Source organism: Novosphingobium naphthalenivorans NBRC 102051, assembly GCF_001590985.1.
Lineage (GTDB): Bacteria > Pseudomonadota > Alphaproteobacteria > Sphingomonadales > Sphingomonadaceae > Novosphingobium > Novosphingobium naphthalenivorans.
This window is the reverse complement of the sequence record NZ_BCTX01000004.1, coordinates 100286-123161: the sequence shown is the minus strand read 5'-3', so window position 1 is coordinate 123161 and position 22876 is coordinate 100286. Positions and strand designations below refer to the sequence as shown.

The window sequence follows — 22876 nt, the reverse complement described above, 5'->3', positions numbered from 1 at the left end:
AAAGGGTGACGGCAGCCTGCAGGGATTCCCGGCCAGTGCCGGTGCGGCTGCCGCCACAGTACGCGAGTGGGACCGTCAGGAAGCGCAAGCCCGAAGATCGCAAACGGGCTTCCTCTGCCTTCCGGCCGTCCGGAAGCGGGTCGCAAGCTGCCGGACAAGGCCTGTCTGCCCTGAAGATGCAGCGGTGGCGGTGGGCCAGGCCACCCGGCCGGTGTGAGTTTTCGCACATGGTCCGGGCAGCGGGTCCGGGCAGTGGGGCAATGCTCGGGGCAGGCGGTTGGCGCGTTCCGGTCAGGCCGTGCCGCGGCCGATACCGGCCCGGCTGGCGCGCTGGATCAGCTCGACTTCACCTGCGGCGGCACGGACGATCTCCGCCAGCCGGGTAACGTCGCACACTGTCAGCTTGCGCGCGGCAGAGGCCGTGATGCCCTGTTCGGCAAGGTAGCTCAGCTCGCGCGTCACTGCTTCGCGATGGGTGCCGATGCGGCTGGCGAGTTCGGCGTGGGTGGGCGAGGGCGAGATCGTGACTTCGTTGCCGGAAATGCCGGTATCGAGCGCCAGCCGCAACAGTTCGCAGTGCAGGCGGCTGCGGACGGCAAGGGCGTTCAGCTCGAAGACGCGCTCATTGAGACTCCGCAGGATCTTCAGAAGGCGCAGCGTCAGCCATTCGGCCGATGCCGGGGCGGCGAAGACGGCCTGCCGGAAAGCACTGCCGGGGATGCGGGCCAGTTCGGCCGATGTCATCGCGGTGACGGTCGCCGAGCGCGGCTGTTCGTCCAGTGCCGCGAAATCCCCGACGAGATCGCCGGGGCCGAGATCGTTGAGGATGATCTCGCGCCCGTTGCGCGAGAGCAGCTCGACCCGCAGCGTGCCATCGAGAATGACGAAGACGTCGCTGGTCTCGTCCTGATGGCCGATGACGATCTGGTTCGCCTTGAGCCGGACATGGCGGGCGTGCGGCAGCACGGCCTGCGTCAGGGTGTCAGGCAGATACCGGCCCAGATCGGACAGTTGCGCCATTGGGGCTCCATGCAGTGTCGTCGGCCAGGGCGCCGCCGGAATTCCGGCAAGCGGCGAGCCGGCCCAGAGATTTCCGCCATAATGGCCGAGCTGGCGCCGGGTGTCGACATGCAGAAGAACAACGCGTCATCCGGAAGCAGGAACGGCCGGGAAAAACCGGAAACGGGGCGGACATGGCCGTGCAGCGCGCGGATTCTGCGCCGTCTTCGTCCCGTTGGATAACGGTGTCCCCGACAAGAAAGGGGCGCGCGGACTGCAATCCGCGCGCCCCTTTTGTTGGTTCAGGTCCGGTGTCAGAACTTGAACGACACCGAGCCGCGGTAGGACTGGTAGTTGATGTCCGAGCGGCCCACCGTGGTTTCGGCGAACAGGCCGATGGAAACCATTCCGGTGGTGCTGATCCCGGCGCCGATCTCGCCCCAGGTCTGGTCGTCCGTCGGCAGGGCGAAATAGGCATCCGGCCCCACGCCGCCGACGAAGTTCGCGCCGAAGAAGGCCGGCTTGTCCTTGAAGTCATGGACGAAGGTGCCGGTGACTTCCGGCTTGATCTTGCCCTTGCCTTCGATCCGCAGGCTGGCCCGCGTCTGGAGGCTTTCGTAGGCCCCCATCTCGTACTGCAGAGCAGGACCGGCTCCGGCTTCGGCGTAGCGGTTGAAGTCGATACGGGCAAAACGCAGCGCCACGCGCGGCGTAACCGTCACGGCCGCGCCGAGGGGGAGAGCATCGCTGACGCCCACTTCGCTCGAAAAGGTGAAGGGGTGGTCCTTGGCGGAAAGATCCCAGCTCGACGCGCCGGACGAAACCGTACGGGCCGTCTTGAGATCGAAGGCACCGGCATTGATCTGCGCGTCGATGCCCACGCCGCCGGCCCAGCGCTGCGCGCCGTAAAGGCTTACCTGGAACAGGTTGCCCTTTGCCGAACGGCCCGCATAGCCCGGATTCCCCGTCATCTTGGTCCACGATGCGGCCATGCCGAGGAAGCCATTGTCGCCGATGGCCTTTTCGAAGCCGGCGGCCAGATAGTAGCCGTCGAAATTGTCCTTGGCATAGGGCGAGGCGGTCGGTGCGCCGTTGCTGTCGCCGTCGATGTAGCCACCGGCGAAGAATGCGCTCATGTCGTCGGGAAGCGCGCCTGCGACCGAACGGTCCGGGGCGCCCATGGCGGCGGCCGACATCGTGTTGAGCGAGGACATGCCGCTCATGCCCATGGTCGCCAGAACACCGCCGGGCGTGCCGTAGTAGGCGATGCTGCCGCCTTCCTCACCTGCCGAAACCTGGGCCAGGCGATCGCGGATGAAGCGGTTGGTGGTTTCCATCGCGGCCGTGCCCATGGACTGCATCAGCGGCTGCACGCGCGGCGCCCAGCTTTCGAGCGTGCCCTGCACGCCGGCCACGGAGAGCATGTCGGTCGGGCCATAGAGGTCCGCATACTTGCTGTACTGGACCCGGTTGCGGTCGAGCAGACCGGCAAAGGCGGTCTGGATCGGCGAAGCGCTGTCCACCACGTCCGCATAGAGGCCGGCCTCGACCGTGATGCTCACGCCGGTGCCGGTGTAGGAGAACGTTGGCGAGAGGATCGCGCTGATGGCGCTTGAAACGTCGAATTCCCCTTCGACGCCGCCTTCGGCATTGAGGATCGTGTAGGTATCTCCGTCCCGCACCGTCGCTCCGGCCAGCGGCGTGAACACGACCGCGCCGCCGATGCTGGCAATACCGTCAGCCGGGACGACGGCTGCCGCGGCAGCGTCTCCGGAGCTTGCGGCCGTATCGACATAGCTGGTGGCATTGACCTGGATGAGGTCGGATGTCCCGCCGGAACCGAGATTGACGAGATAGGTGTTGCCCGAGGCCAGGATGAGGTTGCCGTTGAACGTCAGCGTTCCGGTCGAATCCGCGCCGCCCGGTGCGATCACGCCCGCCACGCTGGTGAAATAGGGCGTGTTGATCGTGCCGCTGCCTTGCAGACCGCCCGTCATCAGGAAGTAGTCGCCCGGGGTCGTGAGCGTCCCGTTGACGCGCATCATGCCGGCGAGCTGGTTGATGTCGATCAGGCTGGTCAGCGAGCCGCCGGACTGGATGTCGAGCGCGGCGCCAGCGCCGGCCAGGGTGAACCGGTCGATGGTGATGTCGCTCGACAGCGTGGTCGTGCCATCTGCCGACAGCGTGACGTCATAGTAGCGCGGCGGGGTTGCCGTCAGGCGGTCTCCGTCGGAGTTGTCCGGAACGAAGCCGGTGGCGCCGGGCAGGCCGTTGTCGATCGTGGGATCGGGCAGGGCGGCTTCGGTGGTGGCCACTTCACCGGCCTGGGACGCCAGTTCCGGATCGAGGCCGCTCAGCGACACGGTGGCCTTGTCATTCGAAGCGCCGTTGGCGGTCGTTCCGCCGCTCGATACGACAGTGCCGTTGATGATGAGGTCTCCGGTCGCCATGTCCCGGCATTCGGAATAGCCGGTCACTTCATAGCAGGCCTGGCCGAAGGTGCCGCTGTTGCCGGTCTTGCCTTCGCCCGGGGTCGTCGGAACGCCGTTCACCAGATTGCCGTTGGCGTCGATGATCTTGTAATTGGGATCGAGCGTCGAGACCCAGTGCTCCGGATCTTCCCACGCCCCGTCGCCCGCGACCGGGGCGACATAGCGGTACGGGTTGTTGGCGGCGATCCAGTCCCAATAGAGGTAGAGCGGCTGGTAGAAGCTCGCGGTGCCATAACCGTTGGCCGGCTGACCGCTGAAGAAGCGTGTGTAGCCGCCCGACAGGACACCGATCACCACCGATGTGTCGAACGTCTGGTCGAGGATCAGCGGGCCGCCGGAATCCCCGCTGGCGGTCGTGCCTTCGTTGGGAAGGCCATTGTCCTTCCAGGCATTGAAATCATAGACGCTCTGGCGGGTCGGATCGTCGAAATCCATCCAGTAGAGGTTTTGCGGATAAGTGGTGGAGGAACCACCGAACAGGAAGTTTTCAAACTGGTCGAGGCTGGCCAGGCCGCCGATCATGTTTTCGGCAATGCGGCGGCGGAAATCGATGCCGAATGCCGAACCGGTCGTTGCCGAGCCGTTCCGGCCGTACCCGGTGATCGTGACATGATAGCCGGTGCCGGTGGTATCGTTGATGGTGCCGGGATCGGGAAGCTGCGAGAACAGCAGGGCCCAGGTCGGAATGTCGGCGGCCGGCGTATCGAGCGAGGCCACTGCGATGTCGCTGTACAGGAAGCTGAAGGCATCGGGTTCGAGCGAGCCGGGATGATAGCTGACGTAGTTGGCATTGTAGAAGGCGTTGGCAACATCGGTCTTGTTCCCGCCCAGATACCAGCTGAGCAGGCCGGCATAAGTGTCGTTGGAGAACCCGAAACCGATGGGCGTGCCGCCCGTGGCGGCGCCGTAGTCGGTCGGCGCTTCCTCGTTCACGCAGTGGGCGGCGAAGATGACTGTGCGCGGATTGATCAGCGTGGCCGTGCAAAGGCCGATATAGCCTCCGCCAATGTCGGTAACCATCTGCCCGACGCCATTGATGTCGGTTGGATCGAGGCTGGTATCGCTGTTGCCCGGATCGGCGATCACGATCTGCGGGCTGGGGGCGACGTCGCTGATCTTGACGTATTGCGCAGAAGGCGCGGCGATGGACAGGGCACTTCCGTCAGCGCCCCCACCTTGCGCTTCCAGATAGGCATTGGTTGGAGCTTCTGGGGTTGGAGCTTCTGGGCCATAGGCTTGTGCCTGGGCTTGGGTGGCAAGCAGCGCAATCGATGCGGCCGAACCGAGCAGTGCCATGCGCTGCACCGTCCGTTGCCGGAGCTTGTAAAAGTCAGTCATGTGTCCCCCTTGGACTGGAACAGCATCGGGGGAACGGCCGGGGCCGCGCCGCCTCTGCCAGTGCTGGATTTCGCAGGAAATCCACCGCCATAAGCACTGCGACGTAGAGGGAGCCGAAGTGCGGGGGGGATGTTTGACGCCAAATTTGGAGCGGGCAAGTTAAGACCTGAGCATGATTTATGAAATCTGCTCAAGTGTTACTTTTATGCGTCATATTGTCAGGAGGATGGAACATGTTCCATGCCGGTTTGTGTGTGAGTTTGAAGGTGGCATTTATATTGCTCGTTTACGGTCTGGATTGCGCAATATAATTACTGCCCCTCCTGAATTTCAAAATTGTAAGTTCGGGTTCCTGGTGTGGCTGCCCTGTTAGACGCAACGGTTTCGCCGAGGTTCGTCCCGAGCCGGTCGAGGGGTTCGATGCGAATGAACGATGGCGCGTTTGCATATGAGAAGGACAATCCCTAGCAAGCGGGCATGACTTCCCACACGGATATCGCCCAGGTCGAACCCTTCCACGCCATCGCGATCGGGCGTCTCGCCTATCAGTTGGCCGAGCAGGGGCGCGACGTCATTCACATGGAATATGGCCAGCCCTCCACAGGCGCTCCGGTCGCGGCGATTGCCGCCGCGCACAAGGTGCTGGACAGCGATCCGGGCGGCTATTGGGAAAGCACGGCGCTCAAGCAGCGCATCGCCCGGCATTACGCCGAAACTTATGGTGTGACCGTGGACGAGGAGCAGGTGATCCTGACCTGCGGCGCTTCGCCTGCCTTCGTGCTGGCGCTGTCATGCCTCTTCGCGCCGGGCGCGCGGGTGGCGCTGGCGCGGCCCGGCTACGTGGCCTACCGCAATACACTCAAGGCCATGTATCTGGAGCCGGTGGAAGTCGCCTGCGGCCCTGCCGAGCGCTACCAGATGACGGCCGCTGCGCTCGATGCGATCGAGCCTGCCCCCGACGGGTTGATCCTCGCCAGTCCCGCCAATCCCACCGGCACGGTGATCGCGCCGGAGGAACTGGCGGCGATTGCCGAGGTCTGCCGCCGCAAGGGCATCCGTGTCGTTTCCGACGAGATCTATCATGGCCTGACTTATGGCGATGCTGCGCAGTCGACACTGCAGCATCTGCCCGAGGCGCTGGTGGTCAACAGCTTCTCCAAATACTTCTCGATGGCCGGCTGGCGGCTCGGCTGGCTGGTCGTACCCCCGGACCTGATCGGCGCGGCCCGGGCGCGCATGGGCAACCTGTTCCTGACGCCGCCGGTGCTGGCGCAACATGCGGGGCTCATCGCTTTCGACTGCCGCGAGGAACTGGAAGGCCATCATGCCAACTACGCGCGCAATCGCGAACTGCTGCTGGCCGCCTTGCCGCGGCTGGGCCTGCAGCAGATCGCACCGCCGGACGGGGCTTTCTACATCTGGGCCGAGATCGGCCACATGACCAACGACAGCATCGCGTTCTGCACGCAGTTGCTGGAGGACACAGGCGTCGCAACCGCGCCCGGCATCGATTTCGATCCGGTGGACGGCGGACGCTATATCCGGTTCAGCTTCGCGGCATCGCAGGCGGAGATCGAAACGGCGATCGAGCGTATGGTCCCCTGGTTCGCCGCGCGGCGCTGAAGCCGCCGTTTGCGCAGAGGCTCAGGATCCTATAGGTTTCAGGGGCCTATAAGTTCAGAGGGGGCGGTCCGGCTCGACCACGTCCAGAATGGACCGGGTGAACCAGTCGCAGATTCTCTCCGTCTCCTGCTCGCCGAAAACGGTGAGGGGCAGGTGCTTCATGAAAAACACGAAGCCGATGGCGAGGATCGACATCTGCAAGGCCCTCTCCTTGCCGTCCGGCCCGCCCAGCGTTTCGCCGATCGGCAGAATGGTGAGTTCGGTGAAGACCCGCGCCGCAAGTTCGGCAGCCTCGCGTTCGCCCGATGCCATGGCAATCATCAGCATGGGGTCCGTTGCGGCCGGATTTTGGCGGAGCATACCCGCGAGCGAGGCGGCGAATTCGGTCAAGGACGGCTCGATTGCCTCGGCCGTGCGCATGGCATCGCGCAGGGCCGATTCGAACAGCCCGATCTTCGAGCCGTAGTAGCGCAGCACGAGGGTCGAACTTGTCCCGGCCTGCGAGGCAATCTCGCGAATGCCGGTGTGAGAGTAGCCGGTCGTTGCGAACGCCTTCTTGGCTGCCGCGAGGATGCGAGCCCGCGTCGCTTCGGCATTGCGCTTCTTCGGTGGTGCTGATGACATCGATTGCAGTGTAAATGCCGGATCTACAGGTGTGCAAGACAAATAGAAGTTATCAGTCGATAACAAATGAAATGACGGGAATAAGGGAGGGCGCAACTGGTGAATTCTCCGCGATGTGCGTGGGTGATTTGCCTATTGCGGATATGATTTCCTGTTTGGTGGTTGGTGGTCATTCCCATCGGAAAGTAATCGTGTCTGGATGTCGGCGCGGGACTGTAATCCTGCCTGTAGCGGTCGGATGACTCGGTTTGTCGTAATTCAGACTCAATTCGCAGCCTGATCCTTGCCTTTGCGGCCGTAATCCGTTTGCTGGAGGAATGAGACGGGGCCCGGCCCCGCAAGCACCAGGCGGACAGGCAGGCCGTTCCGCCATCGTCGCATCCTGCGGTGCGAACGGCCCTTGAGGCGAGCAGCTGATGGACAGAGTTCCGGAACCCGAAGTGTGGACCGCGCGTATGCGCGATTTGATGCACGATTGCGTGGCCAGCGCGCCGCATGAGGAATGCGACCGCGTGCGGGAGGCCGCATGCCTGCTCAAGGGCGGAGCGCTTGCCAGCGCTGGCAACCGAGCGATGGATTCCCGTGCGATTGAACAGATGCTGGCGTGCGGGGCAGCTGAGAGTGCGGTTCTGGCTTTGCTGAGACCGGGCACCGCCTTCATGCTTTCGCGTGGTCAGGGCAATTGCTGCTTGGCTTCGGTATTGGTGGAGGACGGCGCCAGCGAAGTGATGGCAGAGGGTTCGACTTTGGCACTGGCGCTGCTGTCGGCCTATGTCGCCGGGCTGGTGGCCCGGATCGAGGATGAAAGGGGTGGGGACGAAAGGGCCGGGGATGAAACGGCCGCCCGCGGCCTTCCCGGTGCTTCGCCCATCGCCTGGTTGCACTGAGGCTATCGGTTTCCAAAACCGAAAGCGACGTATCCGGCAAGAGGCACGGAGCCGGATACGTCGCCGGTAGGGATGAGTACTCCGCGACAGGTCCGGCCTAAAGGGAGATCGGCCGGGCCTGCCCGGACAAAACCTGCGGAGCACTTGCCGGCAAGATGCTCGGGTGGCTCGCCGGCGAATGCCTTGATAGCAGACTGCCGGCTAAGGTTTCGTGCCACAGGTCCTACGTTCAAATGCGGCCTTGATGCAGGAGGCGCACTTGACCGGTCAGTGCATGAGCGATGCCTCGATCGCAATCCGGATGGCATCGGATGTATGGCTGGCGCCCAGCTTGTGCAGCATGTTGGCACGGTGGATTTCGACCGTGCGCGGGCTGATCGAGAGCTTTTCGCCGATCAGGCGGTTGGACAGGCCGCTGGCCACGGCACCGAGCACTTCGCGTTCCCGGCGGGTCAGCTTGCCGACGCGCGCCCGGGCCATCGCTTCGCGCAGCTTGCCATGGCCGGTTTCGGCTGCGCGCGCGATCGCGTTGCTGATCGTCAGGGCCAGTTCCCCTGCGGAGACGGGCCACACCAGATAGTCGACCGCTCCGTCGAGCACGGCCTGGACTACGCGCCCTACGTCGGGCCCTTCGCTGAAGGCGATGATGGGAAACCACTGGCCCTGGTGGGCCATCGCCTCGATCAGCCCGTTGATCGCACAAGGTCCGTCATGGATCAGGACGATGCCGGAACGGGGCCAGGCATGAGCGAGTTCGCAGACGTTCTCGAACAGTTCGACATGAAGGTCGTGCGAGGACAGCGCATGGCTGACCGTGGCCCGCCGCCGCGTATCATCATCGATGAGGATGAGGGTCGAGATTCGCTCCACCGGCATGCTCCCTGTGACTTGTGCCTAGGGAGATATTCGCATCCGGCGGCAACTGCCCGGCGTACCTGCTCCAGAATCGAACGACCGGCTGCTTCAGTCCGCGCGGTATCGCGGCAGTCCTTGGCGGAAATGCCCCCGAAACGGGTTCACATGACCCTCTTCGGCAAGGCTTATCCGGCTTTCATGGCCTGGCTGATCTCGGCGAAGTCGGTCCGCATCGTCGCGATCTGCTTGGCATCGAAGGCGACGGCGGAGTCCAGGATGGTGCGGCGTGCGGCCGCATAGAACTGGTTCAGCGCTTCGCCCATGCCGCCCTCCTGGGAAACGCCCATCTGCAGCGCGGTGATCGCGGTGAGAGCGCGGGTCATCGAGCGGCTCTTGAGACCGTTGTCGCCGTTCTGGTGCGCGTGAATCGCGGTTCCGAGCGCGCCGATGAGATGCTCGTAGCACACATGGACGAGTTCGGCCGGGTTGGCGCCGGTTACACGGGCGTCGAAATCGACGCGGCGGTAGGCTTCGTGGGGGGATTGCTGCAGCAACATATTAACTGCTCGAATTGTTCCAAGCGTCGATCTGGCTCTGGAGCATCGTCTGGGTCGATTTCAGCGATGCGATGCGGCTCTCGGAGGTGGTGAACTGGGAGGCAAGGCGGGCGCGCAGCGCTTCCTGCTGGTCGGCGACCTTGGTGAGGTCTTCGCCGATCTGGGTCAGCTGCGAGTTGAACTTCGTGATCGACCCGGCAAGCGAGCCGGTATTGGTGGTCGATGACGCCGAACGGTAGATCTTGTCGAACGTGGCATAGACACCATAGAGGCCGTTGGTGAACATCGCGGCCACGCCTTCGGGATCGGCTTCCAGCGTGGCTTTCAGGCGATCCGTATCGAGCGAGAAGGTGCCGTCGCGCTGGGTCGAGAGGCCCAGGTCCGCAAGCGTCTTGGCCGCGCCGGTGGCGTTCGGCATGACGGTCGTGCCGGCCAGCTGCATCAGCGACTGCTTGAGGAGGCGGGCGCCGGAATCGTTGGCGAGGTCGCCGCCGAGCGCCGTGGCCGTGTTCAGCGAGGACATCACCTCGTTGAGGGCATCCGTGAAGTCCTGCATCGAGCTGCTGATGCTGTCGGACGGATCGCTGAAGCTGATCGTCGTCGGCGATCCCACGTTGGTGCCGGTGAGCTGTAGCTTCAGGCCGGGAACCGGATCGGTGATGGTATTCGAGGCCGAAGTGTAGGACAGGCCATCGATGGTGTAGGAGGCATCCTGCGCTGTTGCCAGCAGCGTGCCCGATCCGGAGCTGGGCGTCCAGGCGAGGTTGGAAAGGCCCGGATCGGCCGCATCTTCCGTCGCTTCAAGGATGAAGCCGTTGGCGGCGCCTTCCGCGCCCTTCATGACGAGCTGGGAGCCGCTGGCGGTATTGGCGATATAGGCCGTCACACCGGCGCCGGAAGCGTTGATGGCGCTGGCGACATCGGCAAGCGTGGCGCCGGCCGCGATCGTGATGTCGACCGAGGCGTGGCTTGTGTCCTCGGTGAAGCTGCTGCCCGACACTGTGCCGAAACGCAGAGTGAGCGTGCCCGAGCCCGTCGTGCTGGCGGAGGACGCGTAAGCGGTGCTCGCGAGCTGCTGACCCTTGGCGATCTGGCTGACTTCCAGCGAGTATGTGCCGGTGGGCTGGCTGGTGCCCGACAGCGTTGCCGTGGCGACCGAGCTGTTGGCGACGCTCGGTGTGCGAGCGAGGTCGCCCGAGCGGACGAGCGTGCCCAGCGAGGTGTCGAGAGCGAGCAGCTGCGACTTGATGTCGGAGGCTGTCGAAATCTTGGTGTTGAGCGTGTCCTGCTTGGTCGTCAGCACCGAAGTCCGGTACTCGAACTGGGCCGTGGCAAGGTTGTTCGCCAGCGCCGCCATGTCGATACCGCTGCCCGCGCCGAGCAGCGTTGCGATGGACGTCGTCTTCAGCGAAGTGCTCGCCGTGCTCGTGCTGGTGGTGCTGGTTGTCGTGGTCATGGCTTCTAGGACGGATTTTCCAGGGGGCGGTTAAGGGACGAAGACGGATTTCCGTGGTTTCCCAACATCGTCATTCTCACACGCTGGCCGGGTCGAGACGGCCGTCGGCGTCGAAGCGCAGAGTGACCGGCACCGTGACCTGCGGGGCGGCCCGCTTCTCGCCGCGCTTGATGGCCAGGACGAAAGCAAGGATCGCGGCGACGGCGACGTAGTGCTCCTCGCGGATCGCCTCGCGTTCGCGGGTGGTGTAGAACACCGAACGGGCCAGCGAGGGATATTCGAGCATGGGCACGGCATATTCGGCCGCCAGCTCGCGCATGGCCATGGCCTTGTCGCCGCGCCCTTTGGCAATGACGACAGGCGCGAAGTGCTTTTCCGGATCGTAGGCGAAAGCGACCGAGAAGTGCGTCGGGTTGGTGATGACGAACTGCGCTTCCTTCATCGCCGGGACCAGCCCGCCCATGGCGATCTGGCGCTGGCGCTCCTTGATCGCGGCTTTCTTTTCGGGGGCGCCTTCGGAGTCCTTGTGCTCGTCGCGCACTTCCTGGAGCGTCATCTTGAGGCGCGACATGCGGCGGAACAGCTGCACCGGCAGGTCGATCATGGCGATCAGGAACAGTCCGGCGGCCAGCCAGAAAAGCAGCGTGATGATGCCGTGCCAGGCCCAGGAAAGCTGCTCGAACAAGTCGCCGCGGCCGAGCCGGGCGAATGTCGGCAGGCGGCCGCTGGCCCAGACCCATGCGATCGTGCCGAGCAGGCCGATCTTGAGCAGGCCCTTGCCCAGCTCGATCAGGCCGTTCGGGCCGAACATGCGCTTGAGGCCGGAGGCCGGATTGATGCGCGAAGCCTTGGGGGCGAGGTTGCCGGCATTCCAGCGCCCTTCGCCGAAGCCGAGCTGCGAAATGAGCGAGGATGCGATGATTGCTAAGCCGAGGATGGCGACTGGCGGCAGGACCGCGAGCATCGCCGACATCAGCATCTGGCCGGGCGCAAAATCGATGATTGAGGCGCGGTCCCAGGTGAAACCGGCGCGCAGGTTGCCGAGCAGGAGATCGAGAAGCCAGGGACCGGCGATCAGCAGCCAGGTTGCGCCGATGCCGACGGCCGCTGCCGTGGCGAGTTCGCGCGAACGGATGACGTCGCCTTTTTTGGCGGCGTCGCGTTTGCGCTTTTCTGTTGGCGCAAAACTCTTTTCGCCACTGGACTCGCTCATTTGGCCATGACCTCGGAAGTTGCCGTGATGGCGTCAGCGGACAGGCGCGTGACAAGATCGGTCAGCACCGGGGTGGACAGCATCAGGGCGGCAATGCCGGCCAGCAGGCCAGCCGGTAGCCCCAGCGAAAACAAGTTGAGCGAAGGTGCCGAGCGGCTGAGCACGCCCGTAATCATCTGAACGATGAACAGCACCAGCGTGACCGGCAGCGCGATGGTGACGGCCGTGACGAACATCTGCGATGCGAAACCGGCAACCATCGCGAAGCGTTCCGGGCCGAGCCAGGTGTGGCCCGGAGGGAACACGCGGTAGCTTTCCACCAGCAGCGCGAACCACTGCAAGTGGGCGCCCAGCGCGAGGAAGATCAGCGTCAGCACCACCATGAAATACTGGCCAAGCGCCGGGGACTGGGTGCCGGAGGTCGGATCGACCGCGATCGCCATGTTCATGCCCATGCCGCCGCCGATGACTTCGGCCGCCATGATGGGCGCAGCGAAGGACAGCTGCAGCACGAAGCCGAGCGTGAGGCCGACCAGCACTTCGCCGGCGACGCTGAGCATTCCGGCCAGAGAGAACAGGGCGGGCGGGGCCTGAACGTTCGTCCAGGCGCAGATCATGACGGCGATGGCGCCGGCGCCGATCACCCGCACTTGCGCGGGAACCGAAGCGGAGCCGAACAGCGGCGCGGCCAGGAGCGCGGCACCGATCCGCGTCATGACGAACAGCAAGCGCCAGAATTCGACTTCGAGCGCGCCATAGCCGAAGTCCAGATTGATCACGGCGCCACCTGCTCGGCCTGGCCGATCGTGGCGATCTGCGTGAAGATTTCCTGCGTGAAGTCGGCGATCAGCGTCATCATCGAGCTGCCGAACAGCACCAGCACGAGAGCAATGATCGCCAGCTTGGGCACGAAAGTGAGGGTCTGCTCGTTCACCGAGGTCGCGGCCTGGATGATGCCGACCACAAGGCCGATGGCCAGCGCGGCGAGGAGCACCGGGGCAGCGACCAGCGCTGCCACCCAGAGCATCTTGTCGGCAAGGGCCAGAAGGGCGGAGATGTCTTCCACGCGGGGCTTATCCGAAGCTCGATGCCAGAGAGCCCATCAGCAGCGCCCAGCCATCGACCATGATGAAGAGCAGCAGCTTGAAGGGCAGCGAGACGATCATCGGGCTCATCATCATCATGCCCAGCGACATGAGGACCGAGGAAACGACGATGTCGATCACCAGGAAGGGCAGGAACAGCATGAAGCCGATCTGGAACGCGGTCTTGAGCTCGCTGGTGACGAAGGCTGGCAGCAGGATCGAGAAGGGCACATCTGCGCTGCTCTGGAACTTGGGCGCCTTGGCCATGTCGGCGAACATCATCAGGTCGCGCTGGCGGGTCTGGCGGATCATGAAGGCGTGGAATTCCCCGCCCGCGTTCTGGATCGCCTGCTCGGCGTTGATCTGGTCGGCGGCATAAGGAGCGATGGCGACCTGGTTCACCCGGTCTAGCGTGGGCGACATCACGAACAGCGAGAGGAACAGCGACAGGCCGATCAGCACCTGATTGGGCGGTGACTGCTGCAGGCCGATCGCCTGGCGCAGGATCGACAGCACGATCAGGATGCGCGTGAAGCTGGTCATCATCAGGATCAGGCTGGGCAGGATCGTCAGCAGCCCCATGATGAGCAGGAGCTGCAGCGACAGGTTCATGCCCGGCCCTTCGGTGCCGCCGAGCGAGCCGAAGGCGCGGTCGAGCGCGCCGGGAATCGCGGTCGGTGCGGAAGCCGCCGCGGGAGCCTGCGCCTGGGCGAAGGCTACGACCGGAAGCAGGGCGGCGGGGATCGCCGCGATCAGGGAGAAGATGCGCTTCACTGGGGCAGACCCTCGCTGCGTTCGCGTGCCGGCGCTTCGGCGAGGCGGGTCAGGCCCTGGCGCGAGACCGACACGAGGATCTCGCGGCCGTGGAATTCGAGCACCGCCAGCTTCAGCGTCGGCGAGAGCATGGTCGTCTCGACGATGCGGACCGATTTCGAACCGGCGCCGATGCCGGCCTTGTCCTGCATCTTCTTCGCCAGCTTGAGCGCGCCCCATGCCATGAGGCCGATCATCGGCAGCATGATGATGAGCTTGAGGATGTACCAGAGCATGGAAGGATCAGGCCCCTGCGATGTCGGCGTCTGTGTCGGAAATGGCCATCGAGTTCTGCGCCGGGGCAGTCTCCTCGACGCCGACCATCTCGACGATGCGCAGGCCGAAACGGCCGTTCTGCGAAACCACTTCGCCCTTGGCGATGGGCTTGCCGTTCACCAGCACGTCGAGCAGTTCGTCGGTCAGGCGGTCGAGCACGACAAGGCTGTCGGGGCCGAGCGCAAGGACGTCCTTGAGCTTCATCTGGGTGCGCCCCAGTTCGACGGAGAGACGGACATCGACATCGCGAAGGAAATCAAGGCCGCGGGAATGCATGGTCATGGGATCAATCTTTCCGAATGTCAGAATGCTTGCTGGATCTGGACCGCGACGCGGTCCTCGACTTCACCGATGGTGCCGGTGGCAATGGTGCGTCCGTCGACCTGCAGCGGGACCGAACGGGCGATAGCCACCGGCAGGACATCGCCGGGCTTGAGGGATGAAAGACGCGAGAAGCCGATGGTCATGTCGACCAGCACGGCGGTAACGGGAACCGGCATCGAACCGTAGGGCTCGGCCGAGGGGTCGGGCGTGCCCTGGCGGGCCTTGCGGCGGACCGGGTGGCGCGGCTCGGTAGTGACGGCGGCCAGCGTCGGCTGGGGGAAGGCCAGCGAGAACGACCAGGGCTCCACGCCGGGCTCTTCCACTTCCAGCGAGAGCTGCAGCAGGTCCTGGCGCTTGTCGAACGGGTTGAGGTAGCGCAGGCTGGTGTCCCGGCGCATCGCGCGGACCTTGTGTTCTTCCTGGCCGCCGAAAGTCGTGGCGAGGGCTTCGCAAAGCGCCTGCTCAAGGCGGCCCAGCAGCAGTTCGGCGGACAGCGGGAAGCTGTCGGGGAATTCGTCGGGCACGTCGCCGCGCCCGCCAAAGGCCCGGTCGATCAGCCGGAACACCGAGGGCGCCTCGAAAATGGCCAGCATCGGCAGGCCCTTGGGCCCAACCGCCATCAGTGTGTGCGAGGCCAGCGTTTCGATGTCTGCGGCGATCGAGGCGAGGTTGCAGTCCATCGGCATGCCGATGCGTACCAGCGGCGGTTCACCACCGGCGAAAGGCGAGAGGTGGCCGGGCAGGATGCGGGCCAGCCGCTCGCCGAGCAGCGCAAGGGCCGGGACCAGTTCGTCGATCGACGGGCCGGTGCCAAGCAGCTCGGAGCAGTGCTTGGCCTTGCGGCTCTGGCCGAATTTTGCGGAAGTCATGGTCATGGCGGTTCAGGCGGCCGGATTACTGGATGATGAAAGTGCGGAAGTAGACGGCGTCGACGCCGCCGAAGCCTTCCTTCTGGATCAGGACCTGGTTGATCGCAGCCGTCATGCGCTTCTGCAGCTTGTCCTTGCCCTGCATCGTGTAGACATCGTCTTCGGGCGTATCGGCCAGGATCTGGAGCAGGTGCGAGCGGATCGCCAGTTCGTGCTTCTTCAGCCACATCAGCACGCGGCCATCGCGGCGGGTGGAGCAGGCCAGGCTGGTCTGGATCAGCGCGTCGGAGTCCTTGAGGTTCGACGTGAAGTCTTCCGTGAAGGTGTAGTAGGCAGTGCGGTATTCGTCGCCGCCCTCGCCTTCCACTTCCATCGCGGTGCCTTCGCCCTCGCCTTCCTTGGTCTTGGGCATGTAGGGATCTTCCTCACCCTTGCGGACGAGCTGGGGACCGCGCTCCTTGGGCTCGTTGGCATGGCTGCCACCGATGACGCCGGTCGCAACGAGGGCAAACACGCCGCCGCCGCCGATCGCGAGCATACCTACGGCGACGAGGATCAGCATCAGCTTGCCCTTGCCGCCTTTGCCCTTGGCGTCCTTGTCCTTGCTCTTGTCACTCATTTACGTTCCCCTGGTATTCGAAAGGATCAGGCGTAGATGCCGCCGGCGCGCCGGGTGCCGTCCCGGGACTGGCGGGGCGCGGACGCCTCCTGATCGTGCGGAAGGGATGCCGTTCCCTGTCCGCGGTTCATCGATTGCCCGGCCTGATCGGCGCGGGCCTGCGAATTCTGTCCGGCGCCATTGCCCATCCCTGCACCGGTGCCGTTGGCGGCCGTCTGGTTCTGGGAGGAGGCCGGGGTGTACTGCTGTTGTTGCTGCTGCGAGGAATCGCTGCCGTTGCCATTCGATCCGCCCGAGAGCGAGGCGCTGGCGGCCGCATGGACGGCGCTGGCGAAGCCCGGATCGGCGTTCGCCATGGTCACGGAAAGGGCGTTGTCCTCGTGGCGGAACTGCAGCGAGATCTGGCCGAATTCGGCGTGATTGATCGCCGTCTTGACGAGATTCGGGTTCGCCGCTTCGCGCGCTTCGGCAAGGCGCGAGACGAGCGTGGAGAAGTCCTGAGGGCCGTCCACCGCCGCGCTGGTGGAAGGCGTGCTCACGGCGACCGGCGCCGGCGTGGTGTCCGCCGTTGCCGGGGTGGCTACCGTGATCTGCGTGGGCTCGATCATGCGCGCCAGCGGCGATGCCTGTTCCGTCCGGGCAGGCGTCTCCAGCTTGTCAGCGGCCTTGAGCGAGCCGGTCTCGGGCTGATCCGTCTCGCTGCGGGCGGCGCGCGGCGTGAACGAAGCGGTCTGCAACGCGGCACTGTCCTGTACGGTCTGGGCCTGCTGCACCGGCTGCGAAGTCTGGGCCGCCTGGGCGGTCTGGAGCGTCTGCGCGCCCGAAGCCGGTTGCGCGGACGAGGCCGCTGCGGTCACTTGCGGGCGGGTGGCGAGCTGCGCGGCGATGGCGGGCACGGTATCGCTTGCCGTCGCGGAAGGGGCTGCCGGCTGTTCGGCAACGATCGTGATCGGCGCCAGTGCGACATCGGGAAGCGCGGGGGCGTTCGCGGTGCCCTTGGCGGAAGCCGCGGTCTGTCCCTGTGCCTGCACCTGGCCCTGCACTTGCGCTGCCAGCGCCTGCTGGGCGGAGGCGGGGGCCATCGCGACGGCGGCAGTTCCCGCCATCAGGCTGGCGGTCGATTGCGTGGAAGTGCCGGCGGCCGCAGGCGGATTGGCCGCCGTGGCTTCGGTGCCGGACTGCGGCTTGACGGGAAGCGGGAGAACACCGGCAAGCGCAAGCGACAGGACAGCCGGGTCCAGTGCCGCGTCGGAAGAGGCCGTTTCGGCGTCCGCATCGGTATCGGCAGTCGTTTCGGTCTCGCCATTGGTGTTCGCGGCAGCGTCCCCGGCCGCACCCGGCAAGGTTTTGCCGGTTGCCTTGCCGGTATTGCCGCCGGCAACCGACGCCAGCAGTGCGGCAAGGACGGTGCTGGCGTCGGTTTCGGTAGCCGGTGCGGCTTCCTCGGGCGCGGCATCGAGGCTGCCGGAAAGATCAAGAAGCGCAGAAAAGCTGCCCGCTCCCGCAGCGTTCACGGCAGAGCCGTGCGCTTTGCCCGCAGCCTGGGTGTGGCCGGCGGAGGGTGAGGTGGCAGCGGTTTGGATCATGTGGAACGGGTCCTTGTTCTGGCGTCGCAGAACACTAATCAAGATCCGTGCCAGATCCCTTTCTGCTTGTAAGAACAGGCTGTTCCGAGGCTTTCGCGATCAGCCGCGCCTGCAGTTCCGCGCGTTCTTCGATGGCCGCGCGGCGGCGTTCGGCTTCGGCCAGTTCGCGCTGCTTGGCATCGGCGATCGATTGCGCGCGCAGGGCGTCGCCATCGGTGGTGCGGCTGAGCGCCTGCAGCCCGACGACGAAGCGGCCGAGCTGGCGGAGCGAGGCGCCATCGGCGGCCTCGCGGCGGCTGGCATAGTCGGAAGCCATCTGCCGGGTCCGTTCGGACAGCGAGCGCAGTTGCGTGAGTGTGCTTTCCGCCTGCGCGGCTTCGACGGCTGCCGTCTGCTTGGCAATGGCGCGGATCTTTTCGAGCCGCTTCAGCCGGGCGAGGCGCTGTTTCTCTTCCTTCACGGCGAGATCTCACGACGGGGCGCGGCGTGCATGTCCATCATCCCAGCAGCGCCACCAGTTGCGCGGCGCTGTCTGCGAGATTGATCGTTTCGCGTGCCGACTGGCTCAGGAACGCGGACAGCAGGTCGTGCATGGCAATCGCGCGGTCCAGCTTGTGGTCGGCCCCCGCACGGTAGGCGCCCATCAGCACCAGGTCACGGTTGGCTTCGTAGCTTGCCGTCAGCGCGCGGAATTCGCGGGCCAGCTCCTGATGCTGCGGCGGCACGATGTCGTTCATCACGCGGCTGAGCGAGGCGGCGATATCGACCGCCGGATACTGGCCGCGCTGCGCGAGGGCGCGCGAGAGCACGATATGGCCGTCGAGGATCGAGCGGGCGGTATCGACCACCGGATCGTCCTGATTGTCGCCGTCTGCCAGCACGGTGTAGAGGCCCGTCACCGAACCGCCGGTCGCCGCCGAATTGCCCGCGCGCTCCACCAGCTTGGTGATCGTGGCGAGCGCCGAAGGCGGATAGCCGCGCGCTGCGCCGGGCTCGCCCAGCAGCAGGCCGATCTCGCGCGCGGCGTGGGCGACGCGGGTGAGGCTGTCCATGATGAGCAGGACTTTCTTGCCCTGCGCACGGAAGTGCTCGGCCATCGAAGTCGCCAGCATCGCGCCGCGCAGGCGCAGGTTCGGCGCGTGGTCGGCGGGAACCGCGACGACGACCGTCTTGTCCTTCTTCTCGGCATTCATGTGCCGTTCCACGAAGTCCGAGACTTCGCGGGCACGTTCGCCGATCAGGCCGACAATCACGATGTCGGCGCTGGAGCCGCGCGCGATCATGTCGATCAGCACCGACTTGCCGACGCCTGAGCCGGCCATCACGCCGATGCGCTGGCCGATGCCGAAAGTGGTGAGGGCATTGAGCGCGCGCACGCCGGTGTCGAAGGTCTCGCGCACCGGGCTGCGATCGAGCGCGGAGGTGCGCACGCCGCCGGCGGGCCATTCCATGCGGCTGTGGATCGGCGGGCCGCCGTCGATCGGCAGGCCTTCGCCATCGACCGCGCGGCCGAGGAAGCCGTCTCCCACCGGCAACATGCCGGGGCGGCCCTGCGGGCAGACGCGGGCGCCGGGGCGCAGCATGATCGTGTCGCCCAGCAGCATCATCATCGTGCGGCCGTTGCGGAAGCCGATGACTTCGGCGGAAATCGAAAGGTTGCCGCCATGGGCGATGCGGCACATCCCGCCCACCGGCACGGACAGGCCGCTCACTTCGAGCAGGCCGCCGTCGCAGGCGACCACTCGGCCGAACCGGCGCGGGGCGAGGTCGATCTGCTCGCCGGACATGTCGGTCAGGATCGAATCCCAGAGCTTCAGCATTCGTGCATCGCCTCGGCAATGGCGAGGCGCCAGGTGGCGGGGCCATCCTCGACGCCGCCGTTCTGGCTCTCGATGCGCACGGTGCCGCGCTCCAGCGTGGCATCAGGCTTGACGTGCCATTCGCGCGAGAGCTGCGGAGCGATCAGCTTGATGTCGTCCGGGTGAAGCCGGACGAGGCGCTCGTCGTCCGCCCGCGCCAGCATCGATGCCGCGCGGGTGATGCGGTGCATCAGCGCGTCCTCGTCGATGGCGAGCGGGGCCAGCGCGGCTTCGCACAGGGCTACGACGGTATCGCGCAGGCGCAGGCGCAATTCTTCTTCCAGAGCCGCGTCGAGCCGGCCGAACGCCAGTTTCAGCCCTTCGAACGCAGCCGCGTCTTCGGCGGCGCGTGCCTGCGCTTCGGTCTGGGCCTGGTCGTGGCCTGCGGCAAAACCCTGGGCAAAGGCCTCGGCGACCGGATCGGGCTGTTCCTCTTCGGCGGCGGCGGCCGGTTCAGGGGGCGGAGCCGGTTCGGGTTCCGGCTCAGGCTGCGGTGCGTTCGCATCCAGCAGCGCCTCGAAACGCTTGTCCGGCCGGAACCCGCCCGGTCTGGCGAAAGCCTCCAGCAGACTGAATTCGGGTTTTGGGACGGGAAAGCCGAGGTCAGACATAATCGTCGTCGCTCGAACCGAACACGATCGTGCCTTCCGCCGCCAGCTTGCGGGCGATCGTCACGATCTCCTTCTGCGCAGCGACCACATCGGCCAGCTTGGTCCGGCCGCGTGCGGCGATCTCGTCCTTCACGCCATCGGCGGCGCGGCTCGACATGGCGCGGAAGAAGAAGGTGCGTTCTTCCTCGCCGATACCCTTCAGGGCGTCGATCAGGGTGTCGCTCGGGACATCGCGCAGCAGGGCGCCCATCGCCATGGGTTCGAGCACGAAGAGGTGCTCGAACTTGAACATCTCTTCCTCGATCTTCTTGGCCATCGGCTTGTCGAGCTTGTTGAGCTCGCTCATGATCCGCTTTTCCGTAACCTTGCCGGTGCCGTTGATGATCTCGGCCGCCTCGCGCGCACCGCCCATCTGCAGCGGGCGCTGGCCGTGGCATTCGGTGATGCGCTGGTTCAGCAGTTCCTCCAGCATTTCCAGCGCGGGCGGCGCAACCGGGCCCAGCGTGGCGATGCGGTGAATGATCTGGGGCTGGATTTCGGGCGGAAGCGAGTGGAGCACTTCGGCCGCGACTTCGGGGTCGAGCTGGATCAGCAGCACTGCGATGGTCTGCGGATGCTCGTCCTTCACCAGCGGCACCAGCGCTTCCGGATTGAGCCAGCGCGCCAGTTCCAGCGTCGAGGTCTTCGGTTCCTCGGGCACGATCCGGCGCATCAGGTTCTCGGTCTTCACCTCGCCGATGGCGCGGTGCATCATCGAGCGGACCTGGCCGACGCGGTTGTGGGCGACAAGGCCGAGCTTCTCGGTCTTCTCGACGAAGCCGGTGATGGCCTGGGCGATGATTTCCGGGCTGATTTCGCCCAGAGCGCACATCTTCTCGCCGAGCATCCGCAGCTCGTCCGGTTCGAGCTCGGAGAGAATGCGGGCCGTCTGGTCTTCAGCCAGCAGCATCATCATGACAGCGGCGCTGTCAGCTGCGCGCAGGGGAACGACTTCACTCATCACGCGGCTTCCTGCTTGGTCTCATCCTCGGAGGGCGGTTCGTTCAGCATCTGGCGCAAGGCAGCGACGGCGCTGGCGGGCTGTTCGGAGACGAGGCGCTGGGCCAGGTCGAGCTGACGGGTCAGAAGTTCGGACCGGTGCATCTCGATGTTCACGCCTTCCGCACCGAGCAGACTGTTCGGGTGGATCAGCGATGCCGTGGCCGGCGGGCTGTCCTGAGCGGCGGCTCCGGCGGCTTCGCCTTCGATATCCTCGCTCTCTTCATCATCGTCCTCGTCCGAGGCGCCCTTCTTGGCCTTTTTCGCCTTCTTGTCGTCCTTCGCGGGCTTGTCGCCGCGCAGGGCCTTGATCACCGGGCGCACACCCAGCAGCAGAACCAGCAGCACGGCCAGCACCGCCGCGCCATTGCGCACGAGCATCGCGAACCAGCTGGTTTCGTAGAAGGGCAGGGCATCTTCAGAGACCGGCTCGAAGCTGCGGGTCACGACTTTCACCTGGTCGCCGCGCCGGGGATCGGCGCCGACCGCGGCACTGACCAGCGCTTCCAGATCCCTGAGATCCTGCGGCTTGGCGCCCTTCATGGCATCGGCGCTGATGGCGACGGCCACCGAAAGGCGCTTGATGGAACCTGGCCCATTGCTGGAGACCGAAACCTCGCGGCCCAGTTCATAAGTGCGGGTGGAGGAGGATTCGCCGCTCGTCGGCGGGGTCGCGGCCGGCGTGGGCTGGGTGCCCTGCGGTGCTCCCGGAGTGGCTTGCGTGGTGGGCGGCGGCGTGTTGGAGAGCACGCCGGGGACGCCGACGGGCGCCTGGCTCGCTCCGGTGGACTGCGACTGCTGCTCGGACTCGCTGCGCACGACGCCATCCTTGTCGTAGCTTTCGCGCGCGGCGGTGACTTCGCTCATGTCAAGATCGACTTGGATCTCCGAAGTGAAGTTGCCTTCGCCAAGGACCGGGCGCAGGAGCTGCGAGACTTGTTCACGCAGTTTGCTTTCCATGCGCGCCTGCAAGTCAAGGCGGTCGGAATCGGTATTGCCGCTGCTGTCGGACAGCAGGCGGCCGTGCTGGTCGACCACACGAACGGCGTCTGGCGAGAGACCGGGCACCGAGCCTGCGACCAGATTGACGATCGCGGAAACCTGGCTGTCGCTGAGCTGGCGGCCGGATTTCATGCGCACCATGACCGATGCGGACGGTGCGACGTTGTCACGCACGAAGACCGATTTCTCGCCTTCGGCCAGATGGACCCGGACCGAATCGACCCCGTCGATCTCACCGATCGTCAGCTGCAGGTCATGCTCGCGGGCAGAGCGCAGGCGTTCGCCTTCCAGCGTGCGGCTGGCCCCCATCGGCAGCTTGTCGAGAACCTGGTCGCCGCTTTCGGGCGTTGCCAGCGAGCCGTTGGAGGCGACCAGCATCCGGGCCTTGTAATAGTCGCTGTCGGCAACCGTCAGGGCGCCGGTCGAGTTGTCGATGTGATAGGGAATGGATGCCTGATCGAGCGCGGCCGCGACGCCCGCGCGATCGCTGTCGTCGAGCTGGGCATAGAGCGTGCGCTGCGGGTCGGGCGTCAGCGCGCTCCAGGCCAGCAGGGCGCCGCCGACTGCCGAGAGGCCGACGAAGGCAGGCAGCATCTTCTTGATCGCAGGCTGGGCACCAAACGCGGAAAGGCGCGTCAGCACGCTGCCGCCGGCCGGGTTCATGAGCGGGGCGAACAGGGAGGCGGACGCCGGAAGACCGGCGCCCGGCGCACCATCGGGAGTAGCGGGAACGAGATCGGACATGTCTTA

The 22876-nt window shown here is 65.5% G+C and carries 22 protein-coding genes; 2 read left to right on the top strand and 20 right to left on the bottom strand.

Annotation, left to right across the window (positions count from 1 at the left end):
* Positions 1–291: 291 nt before the first annotated feature.
* Both NN5_RS02775 and NN5_RS02770 read right to left on the bottom strand, forming a co-directional pair.
* Positions 292–1020 (bottom strand): Crp/Fnr family transcriptional regulator, encoded by a 729-nt coding sequence (locus NN5_RS02775; protein WP_067732526.1) that lies wholly within the window; start codon positions 1018–1020, stop codon positions 292–294.
* Between the two features lie 293 nt (positions 1021–1313).
* Positions 1314–4829 carry an autotransporter domain-containing protein gene (locus NN5_RS02770; RefSeq protein WP_245656169.1) on the bottom strand — a complete coding sequence of 1172 codons (3516 nt, stop codon included), beginning with the start codon at positions 4827–4829 and terminating at the stop codon, positions 1314–1316.
* A 477-nt stretch (positions 4830–5306) separates the two neighbouring features.
* Between NN5_RS02770 and NN5_RS02765 the strand changes: the two genes are divergently transcribed.
* Positions 5307–6452, top strand: coding sequence for an aminotransferase class I/II-fold pyridoxal phosphate-dependent enzyme (locus NN5_RS02765; RefSeq protein WP_067732524.1), 1146 nt, complete (start codon positions 5307–5309; stop codon positions 6450–6452).
* Between the two features lie 54 nt (positions 6453–6506).
* Here NN5_RS02765 and NN5_RS02760 read toward each other — a convergent pair whose 3' ends face one another.
* Positions 6507–7076, bottom strand: a complete 570-nt coding sequence (locus tag NN5_RS02760) for a TetR/AcrR family transcriptional regulator (protein ID WP_067732523.1) — start codon at positions 7074–7076, stop codon at positions 6507–6509.
* A gap of 416 nt (positions 7077–7492) precedes the next feature.
* Between NN5_RS02760 and NN5_RS02755 the strand changes: the two genes are divergently transcribed.
* Entirely contained in the window at positions 7493–7963 is a 471-nt protein-coding gene (locus NN5_RS02755) for a hypothetical protein (RefSeq protein WP_174523871.1), read from the top strand.
* Between the two features lie 267 nt (positions 7964–8230).
* On the opposite strand, the gene NN5_RS02750 is transcribed toward NN5_RS02755, so the two are convergent.
* The 17 genes from NN5_RS02750 to fliF form a co-directional block, all read right to left on the bottom strand.
* Complete coding sequence (locus NN5_RS02750) at positions 8231–8839, bottom strand: response regulator transcription factor (RefSeq protein ID WP_245656167.1); 609 nt, start codon at positions 8837–8839, stop codon at positions 8231–8233.
* A 164-nt stretch (positions 8840–9003) separates the two neighbouring features.
* A complete protein-coding gene (locus NN5_RS02745) occupies positions 9004–9375 on the bottom strand; it encodes a flagellar export chaperone FliS (RefSeq protein WP_067732522.1) in 372 nt (123 codons plus the stop codon).
* A gap of 1 nt (position 9376) precedes the next feature.
* Positions 9377–10831 carry a flagellar filament capping protein FliD gene (gene fliD / locus NN5_RS02740; RefSeq protein ID WP_067732521.1) on the bottom strand — a complete coding sequence of 485 codons (1455 nt, stop codon included), beginning with the start codon at positions 10829–10831 and terminating at the stop codon, positions 9377–9379.
* Positions 10832–10907: 76 nt separating this feature from the next.
* Entirely contained in the window at positions 10908–12044 is a 1137-nt protein-coding gene (locus NN5_RS02735) for an EscU/YscU/HrcU family type III secretion system export apparatus switch protein (protein ID WP_067732520.1), read from the bottom strand.
* Positions 12041–12823: a flagellar biosynthetic protein FliR gene (fliR, locus tag NN5_RS02730; protein WP_067732519.1), complete on the bottom strand. Its 783-nt coding sequence runs from the start codon at positions 12821–12823 to the stop codon at positions 12041–12043. Before fliR ends, NN5_RS02735 begins: the two co-directional genes overlap by 4 nt.
* On the bottom strand, positions 12820–13110 hold the full coding sequence (locus NN5_RS02725) for a flagellar biosynthetic protein FliQ (protein WP_067732518.1): 291 nt from the start codon (positions 13108–13110) through the stop codon (positions 12820–12822). The genes fliR and NN5_RS02725 overlap by 4 nt, the downstream gene beginning before the upstream one ends.
* A gap of 7 nt (positions 13111–13117) precedes the next feature.
* Entirely contained in the window at positions 13118–13903 is a 786-nt protein-coding gene (gene fliP / locus NN5_RS02720; RefSeq protein ID WP_084384692.1) for a flagellar type III secretion system pore protein FliP, read from the bottom strand.
* A complete protein-coding gene (locus NN5_RS02715; RefSeq protein WP_067732517.1) occupies positions 13900–14178 on the bottom strand; it encodes a flagellar biosynthetic protein FliO in 279 nt (92 codons plus the stop codon). The genes fliP and NN5_RS02715 overlap by 4 nt, the downstream gene beginning before the upstream one ends.
* A 7-nt stretch (positions 14179–14185) precedes the next feature.
* Positions 14186–14500 (bottom strand): flagellar motor switch protein FliN, encoded by a 315-nt coding sequence (gene fliN / locus NN5_RS02710; RefSeq protein WP_067732516.1) that lies wholly within the window; start codon positions 14498–14500, stop codon positions 14186–14188.
* Positions 14501–14520: 20 nt separating this feature from the next.
* A complete protein-coding gene (locus NN5_RS02705) occupies positions 14521–15417 on the bottom strand; it encodes a FliM/FliN family flagellar motor switch protein (RefSeq protein ID WP_245656165.1) in 897 nt (298 codons plus the stop codon).
* Between the two features lie 19 nt (positions 15418–15436).
* Complete coding sequence (locus NN5_RS02700) at positions 15437–16030, bottom strand: flagellar basal body-associated FliL family protein (RefSeq protein WP_067732515.1); 594 nt, start codon at positions 16028–16030, stop codon at positions 15437–15439.
* A gap of 26 nt (positions 16031–16056) precedes the next feature.
* Entirely contained in the window at positions 16057–17616 is a 1560-nt protein-coding gene (locus tag NN5_RS02695) for a hypothetical protein (RefSeq protein ID WP_067732514.1), read from the bottom strand.
* 34 nt (positions 17617–17650) lie between these two features.
* Entirely contained in the window at positions 17651–18076 is a 426-nt protein-coding gene (locus tag NN5_RS02690) for a hypothetical protein (RefSeq protein WP_067732513.1), read from the bottom strand.
* Between the two features lie 37 nt (positions 18077–18113).
* Entirely contained in the window at positions 18114–19436 is a 1323-nt protein-coding gene (locus NN5_RS02685) for a FliI/YscN family ATPase (protein ID WP_067732512.1), read from the bottom strand.
* Positions 19430–20086 carry a FliH/SctL family protein gene (locus tag NN5_RS02680; protein WP_067732511.1) on the bottom strand — a complete coding sequence of 219 codons (657 nt, stop codon included), beginning with the start codon at positions 20084–20086 and terminating at the stop codon, positions 19430–19432. The genes NN5_RS02685 and NN5_RS02680 overlap by 7 nt, the downstream gene beginning before the upstream one ends.
* Positions 20079–21086, bottom strand: coding sequence for a flagellar motor switch protein FliG (gene fliG / locus NN5_RS02675; protein ID WP_067732510.1), 1008 nt, complete (start codon positions 21084–21086; stop codon positions 20079–20081). Before fliG ends, NN5_RS02680 begins: the two co-directional genes overlap by 8 nt.
* The gene (gene fliF, locus NN5_RS02670) at positions 21086–22870 is read right to left on the bottom strand and encodes a flagellar basal-body MS-ring/collar protein FliF (RefSeq protein ID WP_067732509.1); all 1785 of its coding nucleotides are present in this window, start codon (positions 22868–22870) and stop codon (positions 21086–21088) included. Before fliF ends, fliG begins: the two co-directional genes overlap by 1 nt.
* Between the last annotated feature and the right edge of the window lie 6 nt (positions 22871–22876).